The following is a 21260-nucleotide window of genomic DNA, read 5'->3' as shown; positions in this document are numbered from 1 at the left end:
GACCGGGGAGCCTTTTTTTATTTTGGGAGACGATGATGAAGAGCTTGGCCTTCGCCGCGCTGCTCGGCGCGACCGCGATCGGCGGTGCTGTTGCGCTCAATGCCCAGGACCGCCCGGCCGCCGCCAGCGGCCCGACCTATGGACGGTTCGGCTTTGACGAGAAGGGGATGGACAAGTCGGTCCGCCCCGGTGACGATTTCTATGCCTTTGCCAATGGCGAATGGGCGCGGTCGACCGCGATCCCCGCCGACAAGGCCAGCTATGGCGCGTTCGATGTGCTCGCCGACCTGTCGCGCGAGCGGACGCACACGATCCTGGAGCAGGCCAAGGGGCAGGGGAGCAAGATCGGGACCGCCTATGCGACCTATCTCGACACCGCCGGGATCGAGGCCAAGGGGCTGGCACCGATCCAGCCGTGGCTGAAGCGGATCAAGGGCCTGGGCGACAAGGCGGGCTATGCCGCCCTGCTGGCCGAGGCGGATCGGAACGGCGTCGGTGTTCCCTTCGGGTCCGGCGTCGGTCAGGACTCACGCCAGCCCGAGCTCTATACGGTCAGCCTGCGCCAGTCGGGCCTCGGCATGCCCGATCGCGATTATTATCTCAGCGATGATGCCAAGCTGGTGGCGGCGCGGACCGCCTATCAGGCGCATCTGGCCAAGCTGCTGACGATGGCGGGCGAGCCGGATGCCGCCGCGCGGGCGCAGGCGATCGTCGCTTTCGAGACCGAGATCGCCAAGGTCCACTGGACCCGGATCGAAAGCCGCGACCGGGAAAAGACCTATAACAAGATGACCGTCGCCGACCTGACCAAGGCCGCGCCCGGTTTCGACTTTGCGACGTACCTCAAGGGGGTCGGCACGCCGGTCGACACACTGATCGTCGGGCAGCCGAGCGCGATCACGGGCATCGCCGCGCTGATCCAGGCGACCCCGGTGGCGGTGCTGAAGGACCAGCTGCTGGTCCGCTCGCTCGACGAATTCGCCGATGTCCTGCCCGCCCAGTTCGATCGTGAGCAGTTCGCCTTTTACGGCACCGTCCTGTCGGGCACGCCGCAGCAGCAGGAACGCTGGAAGCGTGCGGTCGACTTCACCAGCGGCGCGCTGTCGGACGAGGTCAGCAAGGTCTATGTCGCGCGCTACTTCCCGCCCGCGACGAAGCTGGCAGCGGACGCGCTGGTCAAGAACGTCCTGGCCGCCATGGGCAAGCGGATCGACCAGCTCGACTGGATGGCGCCCGAGACCAAGGTGAAGGCGCATGCCAAGCTGGCGGCCTTCACGCCCAAGATCGGTTATCCTGACCGCTGGAAGGATTATTCGGGGCTGAAGATCGTCAGCGGCGATGCGTTCGGTAATGCCCTGCGCGCGGCCCAGTGGCGGCATCAGGAGAATATCGGCCATCTCGGCAAGCCGATCCAGCGCTGGGAATGGGGCATGACCCCAATGACGGTGAACGCCTATGCCAATTTCGGCATGGTCGAGATCGTGTTCCCGGCGGCCATCCTGCAACCGCCCTTCTTCGATCCGAAGGCGGACCCGGCGGTCAACTACGGCGGCATCGGCGCGGTGATCGGCCACGAACTCAGCCACCATTTCGACGATCAGGGGTCGAAGTTCGATGCCAAGGGCCAGTTGACCAACTGGTGGACGGACGCGGATGTGGCGGCTTTCAAGGCTCGTACCGGCGCCCTGGTCAAGCAATATGACGCCTATGAACCGCTGCCCGGCCTTCATGTGAAGGGCGGCCTGACCCTGGGCGAGAATGTCGCCGATCTGGCGGGCCTGTCGGTCGCCTATGATGCCTATCATACGTCGCTGGGCGGCAAGGCGGCCCCCGTGATCGACGGCTTCAGCGGCGACCAGCGCTTCTATCTGGGCTGGGCGCAGGTATGGCGTCGCAATTACCGCGAAGCGAACCTGCGCAACCGCCTGCTGACCGATCCGCATTCGCCGTCGCAGCAGCGCGCCTGGGTCGTGCGCAATCTCGATCCCTGGTATGCGGCCTACAATCCCAAGCCGACCGACAAGCTGTATCTGACGCCTGAGCAGCGCGTCCGTATCTGGTGATACCCATGAACCCGTCATGGGTACGGCGCAGGATCGCGCTTGACCCATGACGGGTCGCCGGATGAAGAGTTCATCATGGCGATCGCGGCTTTCGAAAAATTCCATCCTGTCCGCGTCGCGGCCCTGGTCTCGGTCGCAAGCGGCTTGGCGGCGGCGGCGTTGCTGTTCGTGGCCGTGCGCAGTTGGATCGTCGCGGCGGGCTTTCTGGCGGCGGCGCTGCTGGCGTTCGGGATGATCCTGGCCTGGCGACTATTGACGCCGAAGGTCGAACAGGCGCGGCGCAGTATCGACTGGGACTTTGCCCGTGTCGTGGCGGATGCCAGTCACGACGCGATCGCGGTGACCGACCGGGCCGGGCGGCTGGTCTGTGCCAATGACGCCTATGCCTCGCTCTTTCCCATGATGCCGACACCACCCGGTGTGCCGCTCGATGCACCCAGCGTCGAAGCGCTGGCACAGGCGGGCCGGACGGCCTGGCGTGAGGGGCTGGGCCGCGCCGACCGGATCGCGGTGATGGGGACCGAGCTGTCGGTGCTGGTCACGCGCGCCGGGGACGAGGCCGATCTGCTGGTCTGGCGCTTCGCCGTGGCCGATGAACAGGATCTGGCCGAGACGGTGGAGCGGCTGATCGGCGGCATCCATGGTGACCGGCTGGGCACCGCCGGGGTCATGGCGGCGCTGATCGCTCCCGATGGCCGGGTACGGGCGGCCAATCGCGTGCTGTGCGCCCGCGCGATGGGCGGCGAGATGCTGTCGATCGTCGGGCGCGATTTCGCGACCTTTCTGGCGCACGATACCTCCGGCCAGGTCCGTTTCGCTGCCGAACTGGGCAAGGGCGAAGGCCGGCCGCTGCGCATCCTTCAGATCCCCTTTGTCGAAGGGGAAGGCACGCCGATGCTGGTCGTGCTTCTCGACGAAGACGAGCCGCTCGTCGCGGCCGCTGGCGCCAATGCGGGCAGCCATGTGCGCGGCCTGGTGTCGCTCATGCCTTTCGGCATCGCGCTGGTCGATCGCGATGGGCGGTTCCTCCAGATGAATTCCGCCTTCATGCGCGCCGCAGGCGTCACCGGTGGAACGCCGCCGCTTTATCCGGGCGATCTGGTCGTGCGCGAGGACAAGGCCGCCGTCGCCGACGCGATTCGCCGTTTCGCCGGGGGCGCGACCCATTCGGCCGATATGGCGGTGCGCCTGAAGGATCATCCCGAGGAACCCGTCGCCCTGACCATCGCCGGAGCGCGGGGGCTGGGCGAGGCGGCGGTGCTGCTCAGCCTGAAGGACAATTCGGAGGAAAGCCGCCTGAAGCGCGAGGTTGCGCAGGCGACCAAGATGCAGGCGGTCGGCCAGCTGGCGGGCGGCGTCGCGCACGACTTCAACAACATCCTGACCGCGATCATCGGCCATTGCGACCTGATGCTGATGCGCCACTCGCCCGGCGACAGCGACTATGACGATATCCAGCAGATCCGCACCAACTCCAACCGCGCGGCCAGCCTGACCCGCCAGCTGCTCGCCTTCTCGCGCCAGCAGACGCTGCGCCCGCAGATCCTGCAACTGCCCGATGTCGTGTCCGAGGTTTCGAACCTGCTCAAGCGCCTGCTGGGGGAACGGGTCAGGCTGGACGTCAGCCATGGCCGCAATCTGGGGCCCGTCCGCGCCGATCCGGGGCAGCTGGAACAGGTCGTCGTCAACCTCGCGGTCAATGCGCGCGACGCCATTCTGGAGAACGAACCGGCGGGCGGCGGCATCCTGACCATCCAGACGCGGGCCATATCCATGGCCGATGCCCGCGCGCTGAACAACGACATCCTGCCCGCCGCCGACTATACCGCGCTGATCATGAGCGACAACGGCACCGGTATCCCGCCTGAGATACTGGGCAAGATCTTCGAGCCGTTCTTTACCACCAAGGAGCTGGGCAAGGGGACGGGGCTTGGCCTTTCGACCGTCTATGGCATCATCAAACAGTCGGGTGGCTATATCTTCGCCGATTCGCCGCCTGGCGGCGGGGCGAAATTCTCGATCTATCTGCCCGTCCACGCCGCGCCGGTGCTGCCCGCCGCGAAGACCAGCGAGGTCAAGCCCGCCGCTCGTGCCGCCACCCATTGGGGGACCGGCACCATCCTGCTGGTCGAGGACGAGGACATGGTTCGCGCGGTCGCCGAACGGGCCCTGTCGCGCCAGGGCTATACCGTATTGGCTGCCGAGAATGGCGAAGCGGCGCTCGAGATGCTCGACAAACATGGCAAGCCCGACCTGCTGATCTCGGACGTGGTGATGCCGACCATGGATGGCCCCACGATGGTCGGCCACGTCCGCAAACGCTATCCCGACCTCGCGGTCCTGTTCATGTCGGGCTATGCCGAGGAACAGCTGCGCAAGTCGATCACTCTGCCCAATGTCGGTTTCCTGCCCAAGCCGTTTTCGGTGCAGCAGCTGGCCGAGGCGACGTTGGCCGCATTGTCACAGGATGCCGGGCCGGATCGCCGAACGTAACAAGCGGCTGGCGGATGGCGTAAAGCATGATATGGCAGTGCCGATGACACAGCCCGTGCAGATCCTCATCGTCGAGGACGAACCCCTGATCGCCATGATGCTCGAGGATTTCCTGGATGTCCTCGACAAACAGGTCGCGGGTACCGTGGACAGCGTCGATGACGCGCTGGCCCGCGTGGCCGAAGGCGGCATCGACGCCGCGATCCTCGATGTCAACCTTCGCGGGGGGCAGAAGAGCACGCCGATCGCCGAAGCGCTCGCGGAGCGCGGCGTGCCGTTCGTCTTCGCCACCGGCGGCGCCGACGACGCGGTCGATGAACGTTTCCGCGATCGCCCACGCCTGCAAAAGCCCTTCACGATGGACGGCGTGGCCAAGGCTCTCGGTTCGCTCTGACCGGGCAACCCCCATCGCCAAGGGGGTGTCTTCCAGGCAACGGCGGGGAGGCACTGTCGGGCAGTCGGGCGAATGCCAAGGGCCTGATTCCACGTTCTGATGCACGGGCTGCGAAATTTGCTTGCGTCAAAGGTCGGTCTGGCGACATAGGGCTGCGCCATGACACGCCCATTCGACAAGTCTCGCCTGCCGTCCCGCCACGTTTCCGTCGGCCCGGAGCGCGCGCCCCATCGCAGCTATTATTATGCCATGGGTATCCAGGAAGAGGATATCGCCAAGCCGTTCGTCGCGCTGGCGAGTGCGGGTAACAATTCGGCACCCTGCAACACCACGCTGGATGCACAGGCCGATGCCGCGCAGGCGGGCGTCATTCGCGGCGGCGGCATGCCGCGCCGGTTCAACACCATCACCGTGACCGACGGTATCGCGATGGGCCATCAGGGCATGAAGTCCTCGCTGGTCAGCCGCGAGGTCATCGCCGATTCGGTCGAGCTCTCGGTGCGCGGCCACTGCTATGACGCACTTGTCGGCTTTGCGGGGTGCGACAAGTCGCTGCCCGGCATGATGATGTCGATGTTGCGACTGAACGTGCCGTCGATCTTCGTCTATGGCGGCTCGATCCTGCCCGGCCGTCATCAGGACCGCGACGTGACCGTGGTCGACGTGTTCGAGGCGGTGGGCCAGCATGCGGCAGGCAACTGCCCGCTCCACGACCTGATCGCGTTGGAAAAGGTCGCATGTCCCGGCCACGGCGCGTGCGGTGGCCAGTTCACCGCCAACACCATGGCCTGTGTCGGAGAGGCGATCGGCCTGTCGCTGCCGAACAGCAACATGATGCCCGCCCCCTCCCTCGACCGTCACGGCATTGCCGAGGCGGCGGGCGAGCAGGTGATGGAACTGATCGCACGCAACCTGCGTCCGCGTGACATCTGCACCCGCGAAGCCTTTGAGAATGCGGCACGCGTCGTGGCGGCAACCGGCGGTTCCACCAATGCCGGGCTTCACCTGCCTGCCATGGCGAATGAGGCGGGCATCGATTTCGACCTGTTCGACGTGGCCGAGATCTTCAAGACCACCCCGTACATCGCCGACCTGAAGCCGGGCGGCCGTTATGTCGCCAAGGACATGTATGAAGCGGGTGGCGTCTATATGCTGATGAAGACGCTGCTGGCGGGCGGCTTCTTGCATGGCGACTGCATCACCGTCACCGGCAAGACGCTGGCCGAGAATATCGACGAGGTCACCTGGAACCCCGACCAGAAGGTCATCTATGACGTGAAGACCCCGATCACGCCGACCGGTGGCGTCGTGGGCCTGCGCGGCACGCTGGCGCCCGAGGGTGCGATCGTGAAGGTCGCGGGGATGAAGCGCCTTCAGTTCGAGGGTGTCGCCCAGGTCTTCGACTGCGAGGAAGAGGCCTTCGCGGCGGTCGAGGCGCGCGCGATCACCGAGGGCACCGTCGTCGTCATCCGCTATGAAGGGCCAAAGGGTGGCCCCGGCATGCGCGAAATGCTGTCGACCACCGCGGCTCTATACGGCCAGGGCCTGGGCGAGAAGGTCGCCCTCATCACCGATGGCCGCTTTTCGGGCGGCACGCGTGGCTTCTGCATCGGCCATGTCGGTCCCGAAGCGGCCGATGGCGGTCCGATCGCGCTGGTCGAGAATGGCGATACCATCCGCATCGACGCGGAGGCGGGAACGGTCGACCTGCTGATCGAACCCGCAGTCCTGGACGAGCGTCGCGCCCGCTGGACCCCGCGCATGAACGATTATCAGTCCGGCGTGTTGTGGCGCTATGCCCAGAATGTCGGCCCCGCGCATCAAGGCGCGGTCACGCACCCCGGCGCCAAGAGCGAGCGCCATGTCTATGCGGACATCTGATTTCCGCTGGCTGGCCAGCGCCATGGTGCTGGCTGGCTGTTCGGGCGGGCAGGGCGACCGGGAGACGGCGGCGGCCAATACGCCGTCGGCACCGCAGGCCCCCGGCCTCGCTATCGAATGCGCGCTGGCGGGTGCTCAGAGTTTCTCACGTGACTGCACCGTCGAACAGTCGGCCTCGGCGAGCGGCACGATTCTGACGGTGCGCCATCCCGATGGCGGGTTCCGCCGCTTGCAGGTGACCCGGGACGGGCGCGGCGTTGCAACGGCGGACGGGGCATTGCCCGCACAGGTCAGCGTCGCGGGCGATCGCCAGATCGAGATCCAGGTCGGTGACCATCGGTATCGCCTGCCCGCGACCATCGAAACGCCATGATCCCGAGCGAAGGCCGCCCCATCCTGACAGCCGACGAAATGCGCGCAGCCGAGCAGGCCGCGATGGCGGACGGTACGACCGAGGCAGCGCTGATGGATCGGGCGGGCCGGGCGATTGCGGAGGCCATCTTCCGGCTCGCTGCCACTCGTGAGGTGCTGATCCTGTGCGGACCGGGCAATAATGGCGGCGATGGCTATATCGCCGCTGCGATCCTGGCCGAACGGGGCAAGGCTGTGCGGGTCGCTGCGGCGAGCGAACCCCAAAGCGATGGATGCCGTCAGGCGGCCGCACGGTGGCAAGGGCCGATCGAGTCGCTGGCAAGGGTACCAAGCGCGCAGGTGCTGGTCGATGCGTTGTTCGGGACCGGTCTGTCGCGGGGGCTGGAGGAGATGACGGCTCACCATCTCCGGCGACTGGCGGACAAGGCCGAACTCAGGATCGCGGTCGACCTGCCGAGCGGTGTCGCCACCGATAGCGGGCAGGTGTTGAGCGACATACCGTGCTTCAACGTCACGCTCGCACTGGGAGCGGTGAAGCCTGCGCATCTCCTGCAGCCTGCCGCGTCGCATATGGGCACGGTTCGCGTGCTCGATATCGGCGTACCGGTCGGTGGCACCGCACGCGTCACGACTTCACCCGCCTTACCGGAGCCGGGCGCCGGGTCGCACAAGTATAGCCGGGGCATGGTGGCGATCATCGCGGGCAGCATGTCGGGTGCATCCGAACTCGCCGCGATCGCCGCCGCACGGGCTGGGGCGGGTTATGTGCTGCATCTCGCCGCCGATACCGGCGTGGCCACAGCCCACCCTCATGCCATCGTCCGCCGGAGCTTTACACCCGAGGCACTGGACGATGCGCGCATTGGCGTGGTCGTAATCGGGCCCGGTTTGGGACGCGACGAGTATGCCGGGGAACGGCTGCGCGCGGCAATGGACAGCGGGCGGCCATTGGTGATCGACGGCGATGCGCTCCGCCTGGTAAATCTCGACGCACTCGCCCATCACGACGGACCGAAGATCCTTACACCCCATGGCGGCGAATTTTCCCATCTGTTCGGCGACATGACCGCCGGCAAGCTGACCGCTACACGCGACGCCGCGCGCCGGAGCGGGGCGATCGTCGTCCATAAGGGTGCAGACACCGTGATCGCCGAGCCCGGTGGCAGGGCGATCCTGTGCCCGCCGGCCAGCCCTTGGCTATCTACCGCCGGCACGGGCGACGTATTGGCGGGCGCGATCGGAGCGATGCTGGCGGCGGGGCTCGATCCAATGGCGGCGGCCGAGGCAGGGGTGTGGCTTCATGGCCAGGCGGCAAGGCTGTGTGGCAAGGCTTTCATCGCGGACGACTTGGCAGATGCCCTTTCCGCCGTCAGAGGCTGACCGCATGAGCGATACCATCATCCGCGTTGCCGCCCGAGGCGACGGCGTGACCGCGAACGGCCGCCACGCCGCCCTTGCCGCCCCCGGCGACACCCTGTCGGCCGACGGCACTCTGACGCCCGGCCCACATCACCAATCGCCTCCATGCGGCCATTTTCCACGCTGTGGCGGTTGCCAGCTCCAGCATCTGGACGATGAAAGCTATGCCGGGTTCGTGACCGACCGGGTCGCGTCCGCGCTCGACGCGCAGGGGCTGTCCGCGCCGCTACGCCCGACGCATGTCTCACCGTCGCACAGCCGCCGCCGGGCGACGCTCCATGCCGAGTTCAAGGGTGGCCGGGTCCTGATCGGCTTCTCCGAGGAAAAGAGCCATGCGATCGTCGACATGGCCGAATGCCATATCCTCGATCCCGCGCTCTTCGCTCTCGTCGCACCGCTGCGCATCCTTCTCCAGCGACTGGGGTTCAAGCGGCGCGGCGACGTCCATCTGACGCTGGCGGATCAGGGCGCGGATATCCTCATCACCGGCCTGTCGCCCGACGGGCTGGATGCGGCCGAGGCGATCATCGGTTTTTGCCAGCGTTATGGCGTGGCCCGTTTCTCGGTCGACGACGGGCTGGGCGCCGAAACCCGGTGGGAGCCGGAGCCTGTCACCGTCACGCTGGGCGGCGTCGCGGTGCCGCTGCCGCCGGGCGCGTTCCTGCAGGCGACGCGCGATGGCGAGGCGACGCTGGTCGCGGCGGTACTCGACGCGGTGGGTCGCCCGCGCACGACGGCCGACCTGTTCGCCGGGCTCGGCACCTTCACCTTCGCGCTGCCCGGCAAGGTCTATGCCGCCGAGGGGGCGCGCGATGCCATCATGTCGTTGAAGGGTGCGGCGAACGTTACCGGACGACTGGTCTTTGGCGAGCATCGCGATCTCTATCGCCGCCCGTTGACCAAGGCGGAGCTCGATCGGTTCGATGCGATCGTCCTCGATCCGCCGCGCGCCGGGGCCCGCGATCAGGCGGAGGCACTGGCCGAAGCTGAGGTCGCCACCGTCGCCTATGTGTCGTGCAATCCGTCCAGCTTCGCGCGCGATGCCAAGGCAATGGTTGAGAAAGGCTGGTCGCTTGATTGGGTGCAGCCGGTGGGCCAGTTCCGCTGGTCGACCCATGTCGAACTGGCCGCACGCTTCTCGCGTCAGCCGTCGGCCGGGTAATCCGCGGCCACGAAGAACAGCCCGTCCGACGGTGCGTTCAGCCCCAGCTGAGCGCGGTCGCGGGCGTTCAGCGCGGCCTCCACATCGTCGGGTGTCCAGCGGCCCATGCCGACCAGCGCGAGGCATCCGACCATCGACCGCACCTGATGGTGCAGGAAGGACCGTGCGGCCGCCCGGACGAACAGGCGGTCGCCGTTCCGCTCGACCGACAACAGGTCGAGCGTGCGCACCGGGCTGTCCGCCTGGCAATGCGCCGAGCGGAAGGTCGTGAAGTCATGTCGCCCGACCAACCTTGTCGCCGCCTTGGCCATGGCGAGCGCGTCCAGGGGCTGCGGCACCTGCCATGCCAGCCCCGCCTCGAAGGTCAGCGGCGCCCGGCGGTTGACGATGCGATATTCATAGGACCGGCGGATACACGAAAAGCGCGCATGCCAGTCGGGCGCGACCTCGACGCACGCCAGCACGGCCACCGGTGCCGGGCGGACCCGCGCATTGATCGCCTCCATCAGGCGGAACGGGGTGATCGTCTTGTCGATCTCGACATGCGCCCGCATCGCCAGGCCGTGCACCCCGGCATCGGTTCGCCCGGCGGCATGGACCGCCGTCCGCTCGCCGGTGACCGCGTAGACGGCATCCTCCAGCGCCTGCTGCACGCTGGGGCCATGCGACTGGCGCTGCCAGCCCATGAAGGGACGCCCGTCAAACTCGACGGTCAGCGCGAATCGGGTCAAAGCTGCGTCCCCGCCGGGATCGCAAAGCCGCGAAGCAGATCGTTGGCGCTCGATACGCCGCGCCCTGCGCGCTGGACGTCGACGGGGCGCAACGCCCCTCCGTCGCAGGCGATGGTCAGCCGGTCGTCCAGCACGGTGCCCGCTGCGCCACCGGCATCGACGACCTCCGCCGACAGGATCTTGATCCGCTCACCCTGATATTCGAACCAGGCGCCGGGCGCAGGATGGAAGGCGCGGACCTGGCGCTCCAGTTCGATCGCGGGTTTGCCAAAATCCAGCCGCGTTTCCGCCTTGTCGATCTTGGCGGCATAGGTGACGCCGTCGACCGGCTGGGTCCGGGCGGGATAACGTTCCGGGTCGGCGAGAACCCTGACCATCAGCGCAGCGCCCATCGCGGCCAGTTCGTCGGTCAGTTCGCCGGTCGTTTTGCGCCCGATCGGCGTCGAGCCCTCCAACCGCACCGGGCCGGTGTCGAGCCCGGCCTCCATCTGCATGATGCCGACACCCGTGACCATGTCACCGGCCAGGATCGCCCTCTGGATCGGTGCCGCCCCCCGCCATCTGGGTAGCAGCGAGCCGTGGACGTTCAGGCAACCCAGGCGCGGCGCATCCAGGATCGGCTGCGGCAGGATCAGGCCATAGGCCGCCACGACCGCGACATCGGCCTGGAAAGCGGCAAAGCGCGCCTGCTCCTCCGCCGAGCGCAGCGATACCGGGGTCAGCACCGCTATGCCGAGCGCTTCGGCCATCTGCTGGACCGGGGAGGGCACCAGCTGTCGTCCGCGTCGCCCGCCAGGGCGCGGTGGTTGGCTATAGCTGGCGACGACCTCGTGCCCGGCCTCGACCAGCGCCTGCAGGACCGGGACGGCAAAGCCCGGCGTACCCATGAAGATGATCCGCATGGCATTCGCCTCTCTCCGCTGGCGGGACGGCGCGCAACCCCCTATCTGTTCACATATGGCATCCCCCGAGATCGAGGCGCTTACCCAGGCGCTGGCGCGTATTCCTGGCCTAGGCCCCCGATCGGCACGTCGCGCGGTCCTGCATCTGCTCAAGAAGCGGGAGGCGGCGCTGGTGCCGCTGCTGACGGCGCTGGGCGCGGTCGAGGAACGGCTGGAGACCTGTACGACCTGCGGCAACATCGACACGGCCAACCCTTGCGCGATCTGTGCCGACCCCCGCCGTGACGCGGGCGCGCTGTGTGTCGTGGAGGAAGTCGCGGATCTCTGGGCGCTGGAGCGGTCGCGCCTGTTTCCCGGACGGTTCCACGTCCTGGGCGGCCGGTTGTCGGCGCTGGAAGGTATCCGGCCCGAGGACCTGGCCATCGACGCGCTGGTTCGGCGGATCGAGGGCGGCGGGATCGACGAGGTCGTGCTTGCGATGAACGCCACGCTGGAAGGGCAGACGACCGCGCATTACATCGCCGAGCGGATCGAGCGCTTTCCGGTTCGCGTGACCCAGCTTGCGCATGGCCTGCCGGTCGGGGGTGAACTCGATTATCTGGACGAGGGCACGCTGGCCCAGGCGCTGCGTGCACGGCGGCCGGTGGTCTGATCCGCCGGCTTGACGGTTCGGGCCGCTCACCGTAGCGAAACCGTCATGGCCATTCTTCCGATCGTCGAAGTTCCCGACCCCCGCCTGCGTCTCGTCTCCAAGCCCGTCGAGACGGTCGATGACGCCGTCCGCCAGCTCGTCTCCGACATGATCGAGACGATGTACGATGCGCACGGCATCGGTCTCGCCGCGATCCAGGTCGGCGTCGATCAGCGCATTCTCGTCATCGACCTACAGGAGGAAGAGGATGAAGAGGGCAAGCCGGTTAAGAACCCCAAAGCCTATATCAATCCCGAAATCCTGTCGGTCAGCGAAGAGCTGTCGACCTATAACGAGGGTTGCCTCTCCATCCCCGAGCAATATGCCGAGGTGAAGCGCCCCGCCTCCTGCCGCGTCAAGTGGCTGGACGAGAAGGGGCAGGCGCATGAGGAAGAACTGGACGGCCTGCTGGCGACGTGCATGCAGCATGAGATCGACCATCTGAACGGCGTGCTGTTCATCGACCATGTCAGCCGGTTGAAGCGCGACATGCTGATGCGCAAGCTGAACAAGATCCGCAAGGGCTGAGCCCAGCCACATCGCTGCATTTCCCGAAGCCGGTCGAATAGCCGTGTTCGACCGGCTTCGTTCGTTCTATGTTCCAACCTGTAATCGTATCTGACAGGTTGATGAAATGCCCGAACTGATCGCCGTCGCGTTGCTCGCTCTCCTGTTGGGGGGCGTGGTCGGCTGGATCATTGCCCGGCGCAAGGCGGACGGGGTGGCAGCAGAACTCGCCACCGCCACGACCCGCGCCGCCGAGGTCGAACCGCTCCGCGCGAGCCGTGACAAGGCAGAGCGAGAGCGGACCGAAGCGCTGCAGGCGCTGGCCGAACTGCGTGGTCGGGCGGCCGATCTGGACATGATCCGCGCCGCCCGCGATGCGGTGGAGGCCGAGCGCAACGCCGCGCTGCGTGATATCGCCGAGTTGCGGGCGCGAGCGCAGGAGCGGGAAACCGCTTATGCCCAGACGCTGGAGGCGCTGGGCCAGGCGCGCGAGCAGATCAACGCGCAGTTCGGCGAAGCGGCGGCCCGCGCGCTGGAGGTCGCCCAACGTCAATTCCTGGAGCGCGCCGAGGCGCGTTTCCGCCAGTCGGAGGAGGCTTCGGGGCAGACGCTGAAATCGCTGCTCGACCCGGTGCACCAACGGTTGCAGCGTTACGAAGAGAGTGTGCGGAAGGTCGAGGATGAACGCCGTGATGCGTTCGGTGAACTCAAGGGGCAGATCGAGGCGATGCGGATCGGCCAGGAGCGCGTCTCGGGCGAGGCGGCCAAGCTGGTCAACGCACTACGGAACGCGCCCAAGGCGCGCGGCCGCTGGGGCGAGCAGCAACTCCGCAACGTGCTGGAAAGCTGTGGCCTGTCCGAACATGCCGATTTCCAGACCGAGGTCAGCGTGGCGGACGGCGATGGCGGACGGCTGCGCCCTGACGCGATCATCCGCGTTCCGGGTGGAAAGTCGCTGGTGATCGACGCGAAGGTCTCGCTCAACGACTATCAGGATGCGTTCGGCGCGGTGGACGATTCGGAACGGCAACTGGGGCTGACCCGGCATGCCGCCGCGATGCGCGCGCACGTCAACGGGCTGGGCAACAAGAGCTACTGGAGCCAGTTTGATGACGCGCCGGACTATGTCATCATGTTCGTACCGGGCGAGCATTTCCTGTCGGCTGCGCTGGAGCATGATCCGACGCTGTGGGATTTTGCATTCGAAAAGAAGGTTTTGCTGGCGACTCCTACGAACCTGATCGCGATTGCGCGTACCGTCGCCGCCGTCTGGCGTCAGGAGAAGCTGGCACAGCAGGCGCAGGAGATCGGCGTGCTTGGCAAGGAACTGTACAGCCGCCTGTCGGTAATGGGCGGGCATGTCGCGAAGTTGGGCAAAAATTTGGATACGGCGATGACCGCATATAATGCGTTCGTCGGAAGCCTGGAAAGCAACGTCCTGACCAGTGCCAAGCGGTTCGAGGCGCTCAACATCGATACGGCCGGCAAGACGATCGAATCCCCGCCGCTGATCGAGCAGTCGGTACGTCCGCTGACCAAGTTGATGCCGGTGCCTGAACTCACCAGCACCGATGACGGCGTGGCGGCTGTTTCATAATATCGTCCTGCCACCCCGGCCTCCGCCGGGGTGGCGTTTCAGCTTGGCTGAATCAAGCTTCAGGACTGCTCGACATCGACGGTAACATATCGCGTATCCGTTCAGCCCGCCTTGCCGCCACCCTGCTGAGCCAGCACCTCATAGGCCATGACGGCGGTCGCGACCGCTGCGTTCAGACTATCGGCCTTGCCCAGCATCGGAATCTTGACCAGCGTGTCGCAGGCGGCGGCATATTCGGCGGGCATGCCTTGCGCCTCATTCCCGGTCAGCAGGAAGGTCGGCGCGGCGTAGCGGGCGGCACGATAGTCCGAATCGGTGTCGAGGCTCAGCCCGACGAGCTGGCCCGGCCCCTGACGGAGCCAGTCGAGAAACGGCTGCCACTCGGTGCGCACGATCGGCATCGTAAACAGCGCCCCCATGCTCGCGCGGACTGCCTCGACCGAAAACGGGTCGACGCACTCACCGATCAGGATCAGGCCGCCTGCGCCCACCGCGTCACCGGTACGCAGGATCGTGCCGAGATTGCCGGGATCGCGCAGGCGCTCGGCGACCAGCCAGATGTTCGACGACGATCGGTCCAGCCCGTCGAGGGTCAGGCCGAACTCCTCGAAGACGCCGACGACCGCCTGCGGATTGTCCTTGCCCGACAGCTTGGACAGGATGTCCGGCGTGGTCTCGATCGCCTCGCCCTCGGCGGCCTCGACCGCCTCGACCAGCTCGCGGACGAGCGGATGGTTCGCCGATGGCTTGGCGTAGAACAGCAGGTGCGGTAATCGCCCCGTCTCGCGCGCCTCGGTCAGGATGCGCAGTCCCTCGGCCAGGAACTGCCGCGCCTGTTTGCGGTGACGCTTGTCACGAAGGTCGCGGGCCCACTTGATCAGCGGGTTCGAATAAGCGGTAATCTCACGCGGCATCAGTCTTCGCCGAACTTCGCTTCCACCAAGGCGACCAGCGCCTCGACCGTCTCGCCCGCGCCGTCGCCAGCCGCGCTGATCGTGATGCTGTCGCCCATGGCGGCGCCCAGCATCATCAGGCCCATGATCGACGTGCCGGTCACGGTGCTTCCGTCCTTGGCCACGCGCACCTCGCAGGGTTGGGTAGAGGCGAGGGTGACGAACTTGGCGCTGGCACGCGCATGAAGTCCCCGGCGGTTGGTGATGAGGACGGTTCGCGTCTGCTCGCTCATGCCGCGGCCTCGCCCAGCACTTCGGAGGCGACCGAGATGTATTTGCGGCCCGCCTCGCGCGCCGCGGCGACCGCATCGACGACCTGCATCGACTTGCGTGCCGAACCCAGGCGGATCAGCATCGGCAGGTTCATGCCCGCGATCACCTCCACCCGGCCGCGTTCCATCAGCGAGATGGCGAGGTTGGAAGGGGTGCCGCCGAACAGGTCGGTCAGCACGATCACGCCGCGCCCGGCATCGACGGTGGCGATCGCCCCGGCGATATCGGCACGGCGCTCCTCCATATCGTCCTCCGGCCCGATCGCGATGGTGGCGATCCGCTCCTGCGGCCCGACCACATGTATCATCGCGGTCACGAACTCATCGGCGAGCCGCCCGTGCGTCACCAGAACCAGACCGATCATGTCAGACACGCATATCCATCATTGCTTGGCCGGCCTGGCTTCGAGAGAGTCTTTCGGCACGGCGCTCAAATCACGATGCACCACCGTGGGGGAAAAACCGCTTTTGCGCAACCGTCCCGCAACCCGTTCGGCAACGTGGACCGAGCGATGACGCCCGCCAGTGCAGCCGATCGCGACGGTGATGTAGGATTTGCCGCTGGCGATGTAGCGCGGCACCAGCGTGTCGAGCAGGCCTTCGATCTGTTCCAGCGCGGTTTCATAGGCCGGGTCGTGTCGGATATAGTCGATCACGCCCTGGTCGAGCCCGGTGCCGGGGCGCAATTCGGCGGACCAATGGGGATTGCGCAGGAAACGCATGTCGAACACCAGGTCGGCATTGCGGGGCAGCCCCTTGGAAAAGCCGAAGGACATGACCGCAAGAACGGGTTCGCTCAGGCCCTCGACCGCATAATTCGCGCGCAACCACTGGCCCAGGTCGTTGCTGGTCATGTTGGTCGTGTCGAGCAGGCGATCGGCCATGTCCCGGACCGGCGCCAGCAGCGCGCGTTCATGGGCGATGCCATCGTCCGCCGCACGGTCCATCGCCAGCGGATGGCGATGCCGCGTCTCGGCATAGCGACGCTTCAACTCGGCCCCGCCGCAATTCAGGAACAGTGTCTCGATCGCCAGATTGGGGCTCTCGTTCAGCCGCCGGATGCTCTGCGTGATCTGGTCGGGGGCGAAATCGCGCGTTCGCACACCGATGCTGATCGCCAGCGGCCGGTTCTTGCCCTCCATGCCGGTGGGCGGGGCGGCATCGAGAAGCCCGTCGAGGAGGAAGAGCGGCAGATTGTCGACCACCTCCCAGCCGAGGTCCTCCAGCGTCTTGAGCGTGGTCGAGGTGCCTGCACCGGACATGCCGGTGACCAGCAGAATGCGTTTTCGGTCCATCAGGGACGCTCCTTGAGACGCGATACCAGAAGCTCGACCTTGATCGGGGCCGAAGCGGGAAAGGGGGCAATGCTATAGATAGGAAGGGTGACGCCCGCGATCACCGTGTCACGCGCGTCCGGCAGGCGCTCTTCGGTATCGGAGCCGGACACGAGAGCTATGACGAGGCCGATGACGGCGGAACCATCATATGGCACCGGCACGATACCCACCCCGCGCACCTCGATCAGCCCGGCGATCCGATCGGGAACCGTCACCCGCAACATGGTGCCGTCCTGCCGAGCATGGAGATAATCATCGCCGATCAACGTCGCCCCTCGGTCGATCAGTCGCAGCGCCAAATCGGATTTGCCCGCCCCGGACGGTCCGGTCAGCAGGACGCCGACACCGTCGATGGCGAGGCCGGTGGCATGGATCAGTTCGGTTTCCCGATCCACCCTCAGGCCCCCGCCGCCAGCGGCAGGCGGACGACGAAGCGCGCTCCGCTCAGCCGATCCTCACGCGATTCGACATAAATCCGGCCCTGATGGGCGTCGACGATCGTCCGCGCGATGGCGAGACCCAGGCCGGAATGTTGTCCAAAATGCTCGCTGCTCGGGCGGATCGAATGGAAACGGCGGAAGATCGCCTCGCGCGCTTCCTCGGGTACGCCCGGCCCCTCGTCCTCGACGCGGACGACGAACTCACTCTGCTCGCGGGCGAGGCTGATCGCCACGACCGCTTCGGCGGGTGAGAACGAAAGGGCGTTGGCGACGAGATTTTCGAACACGCGTTCCAGCCTGGCGCCTTCGCCCGATACCATCGCCGGACCGGGCTCGGTCGAATCGAAGCGCAGGCGGATGCCACGTTCCACTCCGCGCGCCTCGCGCTGGGCGATAAGACCGGCGAGCAGCGCATGGAGGTCGACCGGATCGAACTTGGCGCGACTGAGCTGCGCATCGAGCCGTGACGCATCCGAGATGTCGGTAATGAGCCGGTCGAGCCGTCGGACATCGTCGCGGACGATCGCGAGCAGCTGTGCCTGGAGATCGGGGTCGTGAACCGTCTCCAGCGTGTCGACCGCCGAGCGAAGCGACGCCAACGGGTTCTTGAGCTCATGCGTGACGTCGGCGGCAAAGGCTTCCGTCGCATCGATCCGCGCACGTAGCGCCAGGCTCATGTCGGAGAGGGCGCGCGCCAGCATCCCCAGTTCGTCCCGCCGGTCGGGCAGGCGGGGCACCACCACTTCGCGTGCCCGGCCCAGCCGGACCCGTACGGCCGCCCGCGCCAGGCGACGCAGAGGGCGCACGATCGTGCGCGCCAGAAACAGCGACAACAGGACCGAGATCAGCGCGACCAAGGCGAGCAGGACGCTCAGGCGAAACCGCTCGATCCGTACCGTCTCGGTGATGAACCGGGCGTTCTCGGTCGCCATGATCGCGCCGCCGCCGGGCAGGGGAGCGGCGGCCGTGATGACGGGGGTACGGTCCGGCGCGCGCCAGATCGAGGCGGAAATCCGCCCTTCGCGGGCCCGGGCGACGTCGGGCCATTCCGCCCCGCCGCGCCGCTCCCGATAAAGCGGCGGCCGCGCCGCGCCGACCACCGTGTCGATCCCGGCGTCGAGAAACCGCGCGATGACCTGGCCCCAATCCTGTTTGTCGGGGTCGCGGAACACCACGTTGCGCACACCCAACGCGCGGCTGTCGCCGGTCAGGCGGCCGGATATGTCGAACAGACGAAGCCGAGCCCCGGTGTCCCGCGCAAGCCGTCCGACAAGGGCGTCACGCTCGTCATCGCGGACCGATGTCAGCGCCTCGCCCATCAACCGCACCTCGCGCAGCGATTGGGCGACCCGGTTGTCCAGCAGGCGGGTACGATAGGAGTCGAGATAGAAGAAGCCGCCCGCCAGCAGCAGCAAGGCAAAGATGTTGATCGCCAGAATTCGCTGCGTCAGCGAAATCTGGCCCGACCAGCGCAACGCCAGGTCGGGAGCTTCACTCCTCGGAGAATCGGTAACCGGCGCCATAGAGCGTCTCGATGGCGTCGAAGTCGGGATCTACCTGGCGAAACTTGCGCCGCAACCGCTTGATATGGCTGTCGATCGTACGATCATCGACATAGATGTCGTCCTGATAGGCCGCATCCATCAACTGGTTTCGTGTCCGCACGATGCCGGGACGCTGCGCCAGCGTTTCCAGGATCAGGAATTCGGTGACGGTCAGCGTTACCGGCTCGCCCTTCCAGGTCACACGGTGCCGTGCGGGGTCCATCGCCAGTGCGCCGCGGGTCAGCGGGCCCTGAACGTCCGCGGCGGGCGTGCCTTGCGGTGCCCCGACATTTTCCGACCGGCGCAGGATGGCGCGGATACGGGCGATCAGCAGCCGCTGGGAAAAGGGCTTGGCGATATAATCGTCAGCGCCCATCGCCAGGCCCAGCGCCTCGTCCAGCTCGTCATCCTTGCTGGTCAGGAAGATGACCGGGATCTGGCTCTTCTCACGCAGGCGGCGCAGCAACTCCAGCCCGTCCATGCGCGGCATCTTGATGTCGAAAATCGCCAGGTCCGGTGGATTGTCGATCAAGGCCTTCAGCGCGGCCTCGCCATCGGCATAGACGCGGGTCACGAAACCCTCCGCCTGCAGCGCGATCGACACGGATGTCAGAATGTTCCGGTCGTCATCGACCAGCGCGATGGTGGCCGTCATGCGATGCGAAAACCCCAATGATGATCGAGCGAGGATACCGCCATGCGCCTCGGTTAGGCGAAAGCGGCACACGGCTCAACCGTCTTCGCGAAAAGCGGTGTTTGACGTGTTTAACAAAACGGCTATGGGAGGACCAACGCCGAGGCAAACTCGCGTGCGATCAAAACGGGATCCGGTTCTTTGAAACAGGGTCCATGGGGAACGAGGAAGCTCTAATGAACGAACGGATTCCGGAAGTCGGCCTGCAGGCGCAGGGCATAGAAACCCGCGCCACGCTGCATTGGAACCTCGTGACCGCCCGGCTGATCGAAACCGCCGTCGCACGCGGCGAGGGCAAGCTGTCCGCCGATGGTCCGCTGGTCGTCGAGACGGGCGAGCACACTGGTCGCTCGGCGCAGGACAAGTTCATGGTCCGCGACGACGAGACGCGCGACACCGTGTGGTGGGGCAAGACCAACAAGCCGATGAGCCCGGACGACTTCGCCGCGCTGAAGGCTGATTTCTTCGCCGCGCTGGGCCAGAAGGAAGACCTGTTCGTCCAGGACCTGTACGGCGGTTCGCAGCCCGAGCATCGCGTCCGCGTTCGCGTCGTGACCGAGCTGGCCTGGCACAACCTTTTCATCCGCACGATGCTGGTCCGCCCGCAAGAGCATGAGCTGCGCAATTTCGTCGCCGATTACACCATCATCGACCTGCCCAGCTTCCGCGCCGACCCGGCTCGCCACGGCTGCCGCTCGTCGACCGTGATCGCGGTCAACATGACCGAAAAGCTGATCCTGATCGGCGGCACGCGTTATGCGGGCGAGATGAAGAAATCGGTCTTCGGCCTGCTCAACTATCTCCTGCCGACGACGGGCGTGATGCCGATGCATTGCTCGGCAAACATGGGTGCCGATGGATCGACGGCGGTGTTCTTCGGTCTGTCCGGCACCGGCAAGACGACCCTGTCGGCCGATGCCAGCCGCACGCTGATCGGCGATGACGAGCATGGCTGGTCGGACACGGCGATCTTCAATTTCGAGGGCGGTTGCTATGCCAAGATGATCCGCCTGTCGCCCGAGGCGGAGCCGGAAATCTTTGCGACCACCAAGCGGTTCGGCACGGTGTTGGAAAACGTCGTCATGGATCAGGTGACTCGCCAGCTCGACCTGAACGACAACAGCCTGGCCGAGAACAGCCGGGGCGCTTATCCGATCGACTTCATCCCCAATGCGTCGAAGGACAATATGGGGGGCGTGCCGCGCAACATCGTGATGCTGACGGCCGACGCCTATGGCATCCTGCCGCCGATCGCCAAGCTGACGCCCGAACAGGCGATGTACCACTTCCTCTCGGGCTATACCGCGCGTGTCGCGGGCACCGAGATCGGCGTGACCGAGCCGGATGCGACCTTCTCGACCTGCTTCGGCGCGCCGTTCATGCCGCGTCACCCGTCAGTCTATGGCAACCTGCTGAAGGAGCGGATCGCAAAGGGTGGGGTGGATTGCTGGCTGGTCAACACCGGCTGGACCGGAGGCAAATACGGTGTCGGTCATCGCATGCCGATCAAGGCGACCCGCGCCTTGCTCAATGCCGCGCTCGACGGCAGCCTGAACCACGCCGAGTTCCGCACCGACCCGAACTTCGGTTTCCAGGTGCCCGTCTCGGTGCCCGGCGTCGATCCGGCGATCCTGAACCCGCGCGACACCTGGGCCGACAAGTCCGCCTATGACGCGACGGCGACCAAGCTGGTCGACCTGTTCAACGACAATTTCCAGCAGTTTGCCGAGCATGTCGACGAAGGCGTGCGGGCGGCGGCGCCGAAGGTTACCGTCCCGGCGTAATTCCTGGGTCGGGGAGGGCGCTCA

20 protein-coding genes are annotated in these 21260 nt (G+C 66.4%); 11 read left to right on the top strand and 9 right to left on the bottom strand.

Going from position 1 to position 21260, the window contains the following annotated elements:
- The first annotated feature begins 35 nt into the window (after positions 1 to 35).
- The 7 genes from SOM26_RS02090 to SOM26_RS02060 all read left to right on the top strand — a co-directional run bounded on the left by SOM26_RS02090 (position 36) and on the right by SOM26_RS02060 (position 9784).
- Positions 36 to 2063, top strand: coding sequence for a M13 family metallopeptidase (locus SOM26_RS02090; protein ID WP_414712004.1), 2028 nt, complete (start codon positions 36 to 38; stop codon positions 2061 to 2063).
- A gap of 75 nt (positions 2064 to 2138) precedes the next feature.
- Positions 2139 to 4556, top strand: a complete 2418-nt coding sequence (locus SOM26_RS02085; protein ID WP_320451063.1) for a hybrid sensor histidine kinase/response regulator — start codon at positions 2139 to 2141, stop codon at positions 4554 to 4556.
- Between the two features lie 43 nt (positions 4557 to 4599).
- A complete protein-coding gene (locus SOM26_RS02080) occupies positions 4600 to 4950 on the top strand; it encodes a response regulator (RefSeq protein ID WP_320451275.1) in 351 nt (116 codons plus the stop codon).
- 159 nt (positions 4951 to 5109) lie between these two features.
- The gene (gene ilvD, locus SOM26_RS02075) at positions 5110 to 6831 is read left to right on the top strand and encodes a dihydroxy-acid dehydratase (RefSeq protein WP_320451062.1); all 1722 of its coding nucleotides are present in this window, start codon (positions 5110 to 5112) and stop codon (positions 6829 to 6831) included.
- A complete protein-coding gene (locus tag SOM26_RS02070; protein ID WP_320451061.1) occupies positions 6818 to 7204 on the top strand; it encodes a hypothetical protein in 387 nt (128 codons plus the stop codon). The genes ilvD and SOM26_RS02070 overlap by 14 nt, the downstream gene beginning before the upstream one ends.
- Positions 7201 to 8583 carry an NAD(P)H-hydrate dehydratase gene (locus tag SOM26_RS02065; protein ID WP_320451060.1) on the top strand — a complete coding sequence of 461 codons (1383 nt, stop codon included), beginning with the start codon at positions 7201 to 7203 and terminating at the stop codon, positions 8581 to 8583. Before SOM26_RS02070 ends, SOM26_RS02065 begins: the two co-directional genes overlap by 4 nt.
- A 4-nt stretch (positions 8584 to 8587) precedes the next feature.
- A complete protein-coding gene (locus SOM26_RS02060; protein ID WP_320451059.1) occupies positions 8588 to 9784 on the top strand; it encodes a class I SAM-dependent RNA methyltransferase in 1197 nt (398 codons plus the stop codon).
- Here SOM26_RS02060 and truA read toward each other — a convergent pair.
- Positions 9766 to 10515 (bottom strand): tRNA pseudouridine(38-40) synthase TruA, encoded by a 750-nt coding sequence (gene truA, locus SOM26_RS02055; RefSeq protein ID WP_320451058.1) that lies wholly within the window; start codon positions 10513 to 10515, stop codon positions 9766 to 9768. The two genes, SOM26_RS02060 and truA, sit on opposite strands and share 19 nt — an antisense overlap.
- Entirely contained in the window at positions 10512 to 11417 is a 906-nt protein-coding gene (fmt, locus tag SOM26_RS02050; RefSeq protein ID WP_320451057.1) for a methionyl-tRNA formyltransferase, read from the bottom strand. Before fmt ends, truA begins: the two co-directional genes overlap by 4 nt.
- A gap of 55 nt (positions 11418 to 11472) precedes the next feature.
- Here fmt and recR point away from each other — a divergent pair, with 55 nt between their 5' ends.
- From recR to SOM26_RS02035, 3 genes are all read left to right on the top strand, one after another.
- Positions 11473 to 12069, top strand: a complete 597-nt coding sequence (recR, locus tag SOM26_RS02045; protein ID WP_320451056.1) for a recombination mediator RecR — start codon at positions 11473 to 11475, stop codon at positions 12067 to 12069.
- Between the two features lie 45 nt (positions 12070 to 12114).
- Entirely contained in the window at positions 12115 to 12636 is a 522-nt protein-coding gene (gene def, locus SOM26_RS02040; RefSeq protein ID WP_320451055.1) for a peptide deformylase, read from the top strand.
- Between the two features lie 106 nt (positions 12637 to 12742).
- On the top strand, positions 12743 to 14212 hold the full coding sequence (locus tag SOM26_RS02035; protein ID WP_320451054.1) for a DNA recombination protein RmuC: 1470 nt from the start codon (positions 12743 to 12745) through the stop codon (positions 14210 to 14212).
- A 101-nt stretch (positions 14213 to 14313) separates the two neighbouring features.
- On the opposite strand, the gene SOM26_RS02030 is transcribed toward SOM26_RS02035, so the two are convergent.
- Genes SOM26_RS02030 through SOM26_RS02000 form a run of 7 tightly spaced genes read right to left on the bottom strand, consistent with a single transcriptional unit; the run spans position 14314 to position 19413 of the window.
- Complete coding sequence (locus SOM26_RS02030) at positions 14314 to 15126, bottom strand: TrmH family RNA methyltransferase (RefSeq protein ID WP_320451053.1); 813 nt, start codon at positions 15124 to 15126, stop codon at positions 14314 to 14316.
- The gene (locus SOM26_RS02025; protein ID WP_320451052.1) at positions 15126 to 15398 is read right to left on the bottom strand and encodes an HPr family phosphocarrier protein; all 273 of its coding nucleotides are present in this window, start codon (positions 15396 to 15398) and stop codon (positions 15126 to 15128) included. The genes SOM26_RS02030 and SOM26_RS02025 overlap by 1 nt, the downstream gene beginning before the upstream one ends.
- Complete coding sequence (locus SOM26_RS02020) at positions 15395 to 15802, bottom strand: PTS sugar transporter subunit IIA (protein WP_320451274.1); 408 nt, start codon at positions 15800 to 15802, stop codon at positions 15395 to 15397. The genes SOM26_RS02025 and SOM26_RS02020 overlap by 4 nt, the downstream gene beginning before the upstream one ends.
- An 18-nt stretch (positions 15803 to 15820) precedes the next feature.
- Positions 15821 to 16732: an RNase adapter RapZ gene (gene rapZ, locus SOM26_RS02015; protein WP_320451051.1), complete on the bottom strand. Its 912-nt coding sequence runs from the start codon at positions 16730 to 16732 to the stop codon at positions 15821 to 15823.
- The gene (locus SOM26_RS02010) at positions 16732 to 17169 is read right to left on the bottom strand and encodes an HPr kinase/phosphorylase (protein ID WP_320451050.1); all 438 of its coding nucleotides are present in this window, start codon (positions 17167 to 17169) and stop codon (positions 16732 to 16734) included. Before SOM26_RS02010 ends, rapZ begins: the two co-directional genes overlap by 1 nt.
- A 2-nt stretch (positions 17170 to 17171) precedes the next feature.
- Positions 17172 to 18737, bottom strand: coding sequence for a sensor histidine kinase (locus SOM26_RS02005; protein WP_320451049.1), 1566 nt, complete (start codon positions 18735 to 18737; stop codon positions 17172 to 17174).
- Positions 18706 to 19413, bottom strand: a complete 708-nt coding sequence (locus SOM26_RS02000) for a response regulator (protein WP_320451048.1) — start codon at positions 19411 to 19413, stop codon at positions 18706 to 18708. Before SOM26_RS02000 ends, SOM26_RS02005 begins: the two co-directional genes overlap by 32 nt.
- A gap of 215 nt (positions 19414 to 19628) precedes the next feature.
- Between SOM26_RS02000 and SOM26_RS01995 the strand changes: the two genes are divergently transcribed.
- A complete protein-coding gene (locus SOM26_RS01995; RefSeq protein ID WP_320451047.1) occupies positions 19629 to 21236 on the top strand; it encodes a phosphoenolpyruvate carboxykinase in 1608 nt (535 codons plus the stop codon).
- Positions 21237 to 21260 lie beyond the last annotated feature (24 nt).

This window comes from Sphingomonas sp. CFBP8993, assembly GCF_034044895.1.
GTDB lineage: Bacteria > Pseudomonadota > Alphaproteobacteria > Sphingomonadales > Sphingomonadaceae > Sphingomonas.
The sequence above is the reverse complement of the archived record's forward strand: the minus strand, read 5'-3'. Positions and strand labels throughout refer to the sequence as shown.

Excerpts from the sequence above, each read along its gene's own strand:
- SOM26_RS02090 (WP_414712004.1), top strand. The coding sequence starts at position 36 with ATGAAGAGCTTGGCCTTCGCCGCGCTGCTCGGCGCGACCGCGATCGGC.
- SOM26_RS02085 (WP_320451063.1), top strand. The coding sequence starts at position 2,139 with ATGGCGATCGCGGCTTTCGAAAAATTCCATCCTGTCCGCGTCGCGGCC.
- SOM26_RS02080 (WP_320451275.1), top strand. The coding sequence starts at position 4,600 with ATGACACAGCCCGTGCAGATCCTCATCGTCGAGGACGAACCCCTGATC.
- ilvD (WP_320451062.1), top strand. The coding sequence starts at position 5,110 with ATGACACGCCCATTCGACAAGTCTCGCCTGCCGTCCCGCCACGTTTCC.
- SOM26_RS02070 (WP_320451061.1), top strand. The coding sequence starts at position 6,818 with ATGCGGACATCTGATTTCCGCTGGCTGGCCAGCGCCATGGTGCTGGCT.
- SOM26_RS02065 (WP_320451060.1), top strand. The coding sequence starts at position 7,201 with ATGATCCCGAGCGAAGGCCGCCCCATCCTGACAGCCGACGAAATGCGC.
- SOM26_RS02060 (WP_320451059.1), top strand. The coding sequence starts at position 8,588 with ATGAGCGATACCATCATCCGCGTTGCCGCCCGAGGCGACGGCGTGACC.
- fmt (WP_320451057.1), bottom strand. The coding sequence starts at position 11,417 with ATGCGGATCATCTTCATGGGTACGCCGGGCTTTGCCGTCCCGGTCCTG.
- recR (WP_320451056.1), top strand. The coding sequence starts at position 11,473 with ATGGCATCCCCCGAGATCGAGGCGCTTACCCAGGCGCTGGCGCGTATT.
- def (WP_320451055.1), top strand. The coding sequence starts at position 12,115 with ATGGCCATTCTTCCGATCGTCGAAGTTCCCGACCCCCGCCTGCGTCTC.
- SOM26_RS02035 (WP_320451054.1), top strand. The coding sequence starts at position 12,743 with ATGCCCGAACTGATCGCCGTCGCGTTGCTCGCTCTCCTGTTGGGGGGC.
- SOM26_RS02030 (WP_320451053.1), bottom strand. The coding sequence starts at position 15,126 with ATGCCGCGTGAGATTACCGCTTATTCGAACCCGCTGATCAAGTGGGCC.
- SOM26_RS02025 (WP_320451052.1), bottom strand. The coding sequence starts at position 15,398 with ATGAGCGAGCAGACGCGAACCGTCCTCATCACCAACCGCCGGGGACTT.
- SOM26_RS02020 (WP_320451274.1), bottom strand. The coding sequence starts at position 15,802 with ATGATCGGTCTGGTTCTGGTGACGCACGGGCGGCTCGCCGATGAGTTC.
- rapZ (WP_320451051.1), bottom strand. The coding sequence starts at position 16,732 with ATGGACCGAAAACGCATTCTGCTGGTCACCGGCATGTCCGGTGCAGGC.
- SOM26_RS02005 (WP_320451049.1), bottom strand. The coding sequence starts at position 18,737 with ATGGCGCCGGTTACCGATTCTCCGAGGAGTGAAGCTCCCGACCTGGCG.
- SOM26_RS02000 (WP_320451048.1), bottom strand. The coding sequence starts at position 19,413 with ATGACGGCCACCATCGCGCTGGTCGATGACGACCGGAACATTCTGACA.
- SOM26_RS01995 (WP_320451047.1), top strand. The coding sequence starts at position 19,629 with ATGAACGAACGGATTCCGGAAGTCGGCCTGCAGGCGCAGGGCATAGAA.